Here is a 7,962-nt window from a genome sequence, read left to right as displayed (position 1 = left end):
ATAAGAGACAGGTGTGGTGGCGGCCGGCGATGTGGAGGCGTCCCGCCTGCTCGACCGCTGCGGCAGACCCAGGGTGGGCGTCGGCGTGTTCAGCGCGGCCACCGCCGCGGAGTCGGTGACCACCGACGGGGCGCGCGGCGTCAGCGGTCGCGGCGCCTGGGCCTCCGCCATCGGACTGGCCGCCGCCGTCGCGGGCACCGGCCCGCCGGTCGGCGCCACCGGCTGAGCGTTGGTGATCAGCTCCTTGGGGATGAGCACAACCGCCGTGGTGCCGCCGTACGGAGAGTCCTTCAGCTGGACGGTGAGGTGGTGTTTGTTCGCCAGCCGGCTCACCACGAACAACCCGAGCTGGTTGGCGTTGGACAGGCTGAACTCCTGGTCGCTGGCGATCTGCTCGTTGGCGGCCGCCATCTCCTCCGCGCCCATGCCGAGCCCGCGGTCCTCGATCTCCACGACGAAGCCCCGGCCCACCAACTGACCCCGGACCTGGACCTCGGTGTGCGGCGGCGAGAAGGACAGGGCGTTCTCGATCAGCTCGGCGAGCAGGTGGATGACGTCGCCGACCGCGCGTCCGGCGAGCCCGACGGTGCCGAAGGGCTGCACCGTCACCCGGGCGTAATCCTCCACCTCCTGGGTGGCGGCCCGGGCGACGTCGAGCATCGGCACGTCGCGGCGCCAGGCGCGGGCCGGGGTGGCCCCGGAGAGCACCACCAGGTTCTCCGCGTTGCGGCGCATCCGGACGGCCAGGTGGTCGACCCGGAACAGGTCCTCCAGCTCCTCCGCGTCCTGTTCCCGCCGTTCCATCGCGTCGAGCAGGGTGACCTGTCGGTGCACCAGTCCCTGGGTACGGCGGGCCAGGCTGAGGAAGACGTCGCGGACGTTGCGGCGAAGCTCGGCCTGCTCCACCGCGGTGCGGATCGCGGTCTCCTGCACGCGGTTGAACGCCTGGCCCACCTGGCCGATCTCGTCGTCACCGAAGTCCAGGGGTGGGGCCTCCTTGGCCACGTCGACCTTCTCGCCGTGTCCGAGGCGTTCCACCACGGACGGAAGACGCTCGTCGGCCAGCTTGTGGGCCGCCACCTGGAGCCGTTGCAGCTGGGCGACCAGGGCCCGTGCCGTCGTGATGGACACGATGACGGAGGCGATGACCGCCAGCAGCCCCAGCCCGGCGGCCAACACCAACCGGACGACGACCCCCACGGCGACCGGGGTGGCCCGTTCCACCAGTGCGTCACCGTTGGCGAGCACCATCTTCTGCAGCTCGTTGAGCGAGGACTCCGCAGCGTCGTTCCACTCCTGGGCTCCGATCGCCGGTTTGGCGGTGTCGCGATCGCTGGCGAGCACCCTGTCCTCCAGCCGGCGGAGGTCGGCGAACGCGCTGCCCGTGAGCACCGCTTCGAGCTGCTCGTGCTCGGGGTTGCGGAGCCGGGGCGCGGTGCGGTCGGTCAGGAAGCGGTGCGCGGCGACGAGCTGCGTGAACCGGGTGTGCTCGGGGGCGGTCATCCGGCCGGCCGCGAGCGCGCCGGTCATCAGCGCGTCCTCCTGGGACACCAGCTCTCGCATGCGGTAGAGCTCGATCAGGTTCCGGGTGTCCGCCTCGATCTCCGTGTCGTCGAGGGCGGCGGCGACGTCGTAGAGCCGGAACAGCACCTCGATGAGCTCGGTGAAGACGGTGGCCGCCTCGGCCCGGCCGATCTGCCGACCGTCGATCGACTGCCGGGTCGCCGGCAACCGGTCCAGAGCCGCGAGGGCGTCGTCGACGTGCCGCTCGGCCGTGTCGTTGGCGGCGGTCCTGGCAAGCCAGCTGCGCGCCGAGGACCGGAAGGCCGCCGCCGCCTCGTCGACCTTGTTCCGCTCGGCGGCGAGGGCCGCCTGGCGGGCGCCACTCACGGTGCCGAGCTGGGCGGTGGACAGGCGGCGTTCGACCTGAAGGTTCAGCAGCAGCGGCTCACTGGGGCCGATGATCTGGCTGTCCATGGCCTGCACGCCCAGCAGATTGACGCCGTCCCTCAAGGTCACCCAGGCCGCGAACGACCAGAGCGCCACCAGCGACAGCAGGAGAGCAACAACTTTCGCACGAAGATTCGCGCTGCCAGACCGCATTGGACCGTCCCATGCCGGACATAGACGGTTTGCCGGCAATGATTGCCGGACAAGCCATTGGAGATGCAGACCGGCGCACGCTAGCAGTTAGCCGACAGATTGCTCAAGGTCGTCCCGGCGTCACGGCCGGCTGGCCTGCGCATAGCCATATCTATGTCTCTCGTCACGTTCCGGCGCTCGGGTCACCGGTCGAAGCTGCCCCAGAAGTCGGTGCCGTGGTAGAAGCCGCTGGTGAACCCGATCTCCCGGGCCAGGTAGAGTGCCTCCTGCGGGCAACTACCCGCCAGGTCCTCCAGTGACTTGCGGCATCGGTCGAGCTGGTCGGCGATGTGGCGGGTCATCTCCTCGCGGTCGACGCCCAGCATGAGTGCGTTCAGGTCTCCCGACCGGACGTCGCGTTCGTAGCTGGCCAGGTCGTTCACCAACCGGATGGCCTGCTGTGCCTCGCGGCTGGCGGCGGTCAGTTCCGGCAGGTGTGCCAGGACGTCCGGCTCGCTGGTGGCGATCCAATGTGAGACGTTGACAAAGGACGCCCCGTAGTTGTCGGCGTTGTCCAGGTACTCCGCCAAGGTCGGCGGCGACCACCCGCCGAGCGTCCGCGCCGACCGCCACCGCCACTCCCGCGCATCGGCGGTGAGCATACGCCGGACCTCCTCCCGCCACGCCGATCGCAACGCGGCGAAGGCCGGCCTGGTGGCCAACTCGTCGCGGACCTCGGCCAGGAAGCGCCCGAGGTCGTCGTCGTCGGCCGGGGTGCCGCCGTCCGCCACGGCCAGACAGCTGGACACGGTGGACTCGACCGCCTCCCAGGACGTGGCGGAGAAGTCGATCTGCCAGTCCTCCGCGGTGACCCAAAGCGAAGCGCGGTTGGCGATCCGCAGTTGCTCGGCGGTGCACCAGGGAGCGATGAACGCGGTCGACATGGCCAGCGCCCCGAGCATGGCACCGTCGACCGGCGGGTCAGGAAACAGCCTTGGATACGCCGCGACCCGCTGTTGCAGGTCGCGGTGGCCCCTGGCGGCGAGGGCACAGATCCGCCCCTGCTCCGAGGCGGCCGTGAACCCGTCGACGAAGGGAGATGAAGACACGGCTCGGCTCCTATCGGGTGCGGTGGCGGTCGAGCGGCGTGAGGACCACCTCCACCGGCCGTGCCGGTCGAAGCGACGCGGCGACCCGGGTGCGGGGGATAGCGGAGTCGGTCAGGGTGAACCGGAACCTGCTGACCAGCGTGGCCACGATCAGGACCGCCTCGACGTTGAACAGGTGCTCGCCCAGGCACCGGTGTCGGCCCCCGCCGAAGGGGTAGTACGCGTACCGGGGCAGCGGCTGACGTGCCTGCTGCTCGGGTGCGAACCGTTCCGGGTCGAAGTCCGCCGCGGTCGGGCCCCAGAGAGAGGGCAGGCGCTGCGTGGCGTACGGGGAGAGGACGATGGTGGCCCCCGGCTCGATACGTACGCCGCCGAGGACGTCGGCGCCGGCCGCCCGGCGCGGCACGATCCACCCGGCGGGGTAGAGACGGAGCAGTTCCTGCAGGACCAGCCGGGTGTAGGTCAGCTCCGGCAGGTGGTCGGCGCGGACCGGGCCGGGGCCGACCACCCGCCCGACCTCGTCGTAGAGCCGTTCGGTCACGTCGGGATGGTTGGTCAGGACCGGCCACAGCCAGGTGAGCACCACGTAGGTCGTCTCCGTGGTGACCGCGACCATCGAGACGAGGTCGTCGCGCATCTGCTTCATGCTCAGCGGCTGGCCCTCGGCGGTGCGCGCCCGGGCCAGAGTGGACAGGACGTCGTCGCCCTCCCCGGGCTCCCGCAGCGCCTCGCGGAGCACGGGCAGCAGGATGTCGTCGATGGCCTCCACGGCGGCGTGGAACCGCTTGTCGCCGGGCAGCCGGATCCACCAGGGCACGAAGGGTGCGAGCAGACGCGGTGCCATCGAGGTGACGATCACCTCCTGCGCCGCCATGATGCGCAGGGCGGAGTCCACCGAGACCCGATCGGCGAAGAAGACCCGCATGATGGCGCTGGACACCATGCGGGACAGTTCGCCACCGATGTTGACCGGCTGCCCGGCGGCGGCCACCTCGTCGAGGCGGCCGGCCGTGTCGGCGACGGCGTCGGCCATCGTGTCCACCAGGGCGTTGAGCCGGGTCGGGCGGAACAGCGGGGCCAGCGTCCTGCGGCTCGCCGTCCAGGTCTCTCCCTCGGCGAGGATTCCGTCGCCGACCAGTTTCCGCACCGACCGCCACAGCGGTGTGTCGTCACCACGGGGGTAGTTGTCGGCCCTTTCGTGCAGGACCTGCTGCACGTGCTCCGGATTGGTGACCAGGTAGGCGCTGGACACTCCGAGCCCTACCCGCACGACGTCGCCGTCGGCACGGTTCGCCATCTCGACGAGTGTCTGGTGGGGGTTGCGGATCAGCCGCGGCAGGGCCTGCCAGGCGGGAATCGATAGCGCTCTGACCCCTGCCGGTGGGTTCGGCAACGCGCACCCCTCTCCTCCGCTCCTCGCTGGAGGCCGGTGCCGCCGGGCCGGAGCGAGTCCGGCCTAGTCTCGTTGGTGGAACGTGTGTTGTGCAATGGGTGGCTGTCATGTCACACATCGCTGCCCGTGCGGTCCCCACGATTGTCGGCGGCACCGGCCATCCTGGCCGGTGCCCGCGCGCAAGAGGGCGGTGACGGTGGAAAGGCCGGGGCAACGGCCGGGCGTTCCGACCGCCGCCGGGCCTCAGCCCGGCAGCAGCCGACGCATGACCCCCTTGGCGGTGGCGACGCTGCGGTACGACTGCACGAGGTACGAGCCGAGCACGATGTTCGCGCCGGCCAGCACCGGCACGACGTACTGGGCGATGCGCTGGCGGCGCTGCCACCGGGCGATTTCGTCCGGGGTGTTTCCGGTCGGGATGGTCGCGTCGACGACCTCCAGGTGCTCGCCGCGCTGCTGGGCCTCCTCGGCGAGCTGTCCGATCCGGGTGCCGCAGTATGCGGCGTAGGCGGTGGCTCCCGCGCCGAGCACGGCCGCTCCGGCCTTCATGGCTCCCACGGACGCGAAGCCCTTCTGCAACGCCAGCCGCCGCCCACCGACCCGGGTGAGCTGCATTCCGGCGATCAGGGTGGCGCCGATGCCGAGCCACTGCACCGGGCTGAACCGGGTCCACGCCGACTCGGCGACCCGAATGCGGTCGATACCCTGGGCCAGGTCGGCGCCGGACTTGTTCACCCCGGCCACCCCCATGACGGTGCCACCGAACCACAACGCCGATCCGACGTCGTGTACCGCCTGGGCGACGGCGTGGTTGTCGGTCGCGGTCATCTGCATGATCGTGCTCCTCCGGCTCGGGATACGGCGTGTCAGGCCGGTTCCGACAGTAGGAATCCGACGGTGTCCCGCGATTGCTTTCTGCGGCAAACCACCCCATCTGGTGGGTGAGGGGTGGGCCCGCTCATGCCGGCAGCCGGGGCGGGTCGAGCCGGCCCCGACGCAGGAGAGCCAGCCAGGTGGCGCCGGCGAGCACCATGAGAACCCCGGCGGCCGCCGCCACCAGTCCGGGCGGGTGCCGATCGACCAGGATGCCGCCGGTGAGGGAGGACAGGGCCAGGGCGCCGGTGGCGGCGGCGCTCCACAGCGCCATGAGCCGGCCGCGTACGGCGTTGTCGGCGTGGGGCAGCAGGACGGCGACAGCCACCGGTCCGTACAGGACGTCGGCGGCGGAGGCGAGCGCCCAGCAGGTGAGGGCGAGACCGACCCCGGGCGCCAAACCGAACCCGGCTGCTGGTGCCAGACCGGCAGCGGGGGCCGGGCTGGGCCCGTGCCGCCGGCACCTCCGCATCTGGCAGGCGGCCGGGACCGGGCTCATCGACGGAAGCGTCTTCCATCCCTGGCGGGCCGACCGGTGCTACTCCCGGTCGTACCGCCCGGACTGGTCTGACGTGGTGGACCTCGGTTGTCACGGTTAGCTCTGGCTGGACCCCGCCCTGCGGGCGCACCTGCACCCGATCACCGGCGGCGACGAACCGATCGGGCTCGACGATCTGCCGCACGTCGACGGCGACGTCCGGACCGGCTACCTGAACCGGCTGGCCAGCCAGGGTATCGAGGCGGTCGCCGTGGACGTGACAACACCGGACGCGGCGGCGGCCGGGGTCGCCGTCGTGCGGGTGGTGGCCCCGGGCACCTACGGCAATCCTCCGGCGGCCTACCCGTTCCTCGGCGGCAGCCGCCTCTACACCGACCCGCTACGCCTGGGCCAGCGCGCCACACCGCTGCCCGAGGCGGACGTCAACCGCGTCCCCCTGCCACACACATGATCACCGACGGACGGACCGGGCTCGTCACCGCGCTGCACCACGAACGCCTGCCGGTCGGCCTGCACGTCACCCACGCCGATCTCGCCTTCCTGGGCCCGGCCGGTGGCCGACCCACCGTCTCCGGGGCGTCGTGGACCTGCCCGGACGCCGCAACCGCGGCTGCGCTGGGCGAGGCGATGGAACGCTACTGCGGGCACCGCACCCGGCTGCTGCGCGACGTGTACGGCGTCTCGGCCGGGGTCACCGACGACGGCGGCCGGCTGCGCCTGCGGCTGCCCGAACCGGCGCACCGTCGGGGTCGCGGCGCCGCCGGGTGTCCCCTCGTACCGGGGCGGGCCGACGCAGGTCGATGAGGCGATTGCGGCGGCTGTGCGGGCGGCCCGGGCGGTGCGGCCGACCGGGACACGGTATCTTCGGCGTCCGGTCGACGGTGGGCTGGCTTCCCACCCGGTGAAGACAGGAGGTCCGGCGGTGCCTCGAACACGTGCTCTGCTGCCGCCGGTGCTGCTCGGTGTGGTCGTCGTGGCGCTGGTGGTCTCCGGCATCCGGCCGTACGACCGGCTCACCTGGCTGTTGGAGACGGTGTGGGTGATCGTGGGGGTGCCGGCGGTGGTGCTGGCCTGGCGTCGCTTCCCGTTGACCACCCTGCTGTGCTGCCTGCTCGCGGTCCACGCGCTGATCCTGATCGCCGGCGGGCACTGGACGTACGCCCGGACCCCGATGGGGGAGTGGGCGCGGGACGCGTTCGCGTTGTCCCGCAACCCGTACGACCGGCTGGGTCACTTCGCGCAGGGGTTCGTGCCGGCGATCCTGGTCCGGGAGATCCTGGTCCGTCGCTCGCCGCTGCGCGGCAGCCGGTGGCTCGCCCCGCTGGTGGTCTGCGCCTGCCTGGCGTTCAGCGCGTTCTTCGAGATGCTGGAGTGGTGGGCTGCGGTGGTCGGCGGAGCGGCCGCCGACGACTTCCTCGCCACCCAGGGCGACGTCTGGGACACTCAGTGGGACATGTTCCTCGCGCTGGTCGGGGCGATCACGTCGCTGGCCCTGTTCGGCCGGCTGCACGACCGCCAGCTTCCGTCCCCGAGCACGGAACGCAGCCGACCTGCCTGACGAGTGCGCCCCGCTGATCCTCCTGACCGCCCGGAGGCCGCGACCGGACGCCGTGGTGGACGCGTCGTCCACCACGGCACCGGGCGGTGCGGTCAGGCGGTGGTGCAGGCGAGCCCGTTCAGGGTGAACGAGGTCGGCTCGCCGGTGTTGCCGGTGTGGCTGGCCTGGAAGCCGATGGTCACCGACGCGTTGGGCGCGATGGTTTCGTTGTAGGAGACGTTGCGGGCGGTCACCGCTCCGCTGGTCGGCGTGTAGGTGGCGTTCCAGCCGTTGGTGATGTTCTGCCCGGGCGGCAGCGTGAAGCCGAGGCTCCAGCCGTTGATCGGGGCGGTACCGGTGTTGGTGATGGTCACCGAGGCGGTCAGGCCGGTGTACCACGCGTTGACCGTGTAGCCGACCCGGCAGGGCCCGGCAGGTGGCGTCGGCGGCGTGGTGGTCGGCGGCGGGC

9 protein-coding genes are annotated in these 7,962 nt (G+C 71.7%); 3 read left to right on the top strand and 6 right to left on the bottom strand.

What is annotated here, in order from left to right; genetic code table 11:
- The 5 genes from E1166_RS27775 to E1166_RS27755 form a co-directional block, all read right to left on the bottom strand.
- Nucleotides 1–2,103 (bottom strand): nitrate- and nitrite sensing domain-containing protein (locus tag E1166_RS27775; protein WP_132342857.1); only part of this gene is annotated, 2,103 nt, incomplete at its 3' end.
- 182 nt (nt 2,104–2,285) lie between these two features.
- Nucleotides 2,286–3,191 (bottom strand): terpene synthase family protein, encoded by a 906-nt coding sequence (locus tag E1166_RS27770; RefSeq protein ID WP_132342856.1) that lies wholly within the window; start codon nt 3,189–3,191, stop codon nt 2,286–2,288.
- A 10-nt stretch (nt 3,192–3,201) separates the two neighbouring features.
- The gene (locus tag E1166_RS27765; RefSeq protein ID WP_132342858.1) at nt 3,202–4,548 is read right to left on the bottom strand and encodes a cytochrome P450; all 1,347 of its coding nucleotides are present in this window, start codon (nt 4,546–4,548) and stop codon (nt 3,202–3,204) included.
- Nucleotides 4,549–4,827: 279 nt separating this feature from the next.
- The gene (locus E1166_RS27760) at nt 4,828–5,418 is read right to left on the bottom strand and encodes a hypothetical protein (RefSeq protein ID WP_207914583.1); all 591 of its coding nucleotides are present in this window, start codon (nt 5,416–5,418) and stop codon (nt 4,828–4,830) included.
- A 124-nt stretch (nt 5,419–5,542) separates the two neighbouring features.
- Nucleotides 5,543–5,956: a hypothetical protein gene (locus E1166_RS27755; protein ID WP_243710554.1), complete on the bottom strand. Its 414-nt coding sequence runs from the start codon at nt 5,954–5,956 to the stop codon at nt 5,543–5,545.
- A gap of 106 nt (nt 5,957–6,062) precedes the next feature.
- Here E1166_RS27755 and E1166_RS32760 point away from each other — a divergent pair, with 106 nt between their 5' ends.
- From E1166_RS32760 to E1166_RS27740, 3 genes are all read left to right on the top strand, one after another.
- On the top strand, nt 6,063–6,407 hold the full coding sequence (locus E1166_RS32760) for a YcaO-like family protein (protein ID WP_347813041.1): 345 nt from the start codon (nt 6,063–6,065) through the stop codon (nt 6,405–6,407).
- Nucleotides 6,404–6,760, top strand: coding sequence for a hypothetical protein (locus E1166_RS32360; RefSeq protein WP_243710552.1), 357 nt, complete (start codon nt 6,404–6,406; stop codon nt 6,758–6,760). The genes E1166_RS32760 and E1166_RS32360 overlap by 4 nt, the downstream gene beginning before the upstream one ends.
- A gap of 118 nt (nt 6,761–6,878) precedes the next feature.
- Nucleotides 6,879–7,514, top strand: a complete 636-nt coding sequence (locus E1166_RS27740) for a DUF2238 domain-containing protein (RefSeq protein WP_132342855.1) — start codon at nt 6,879–6,881, stop codon at nt 7,512–7,514.
- Nucleotides 7,515–7,606: 92 nt separating this feature from the next.
- On the opposite strand, the gene E1166_RS27735 is transcribed toward E1166_RS27740, so the two are convergent.
- Nucleotides 7,607–7,962 (bottom strand): cellulose binding domain-containing protein (locus tag E1166_RS27735; RefSeq protein WP_207914580.1); only part of this gene is annotated, 356 nt, incomplete at its 5' end.

Source organism: Micromonospora sp. KC213 (genome assembly GCF_004348325.1).
Lineage (GTDB): Bacteria > Actinomycetota > Actinomycetes > Mycobacteriales > Micromonosporaceae > Micromonospora.
This window is presented reverse-complemented; position numbering and strand designations above follow the sequence as displayed.

What these genes read in the sequence shown, in the direction of transcription:
- E1166_RS27760 (WP_207914583.1), bottom strand. Translation starts at nt 5,418, where the DNA reads ATGCAGATGACCGCGACCGACAACCACGCCGTCGCCCAGGCGGTACAC.
- E1166_RS27755 (WP_243710554.1), bottom strand. Translation starts at nt 5,956, where the DNA reads ATGAGCCCGGTCCCGGCCGCCTGCCAGATGCGGAGGTGCCGGCGGCAC.
- E1166_RS32360 (WP_243710552.1), top strand. Translation starts at nt 6,404, where the DNA reads ATGATCACCGACGGACGGACCGGGCTCGTCACCGCGCTGCACCACGAA.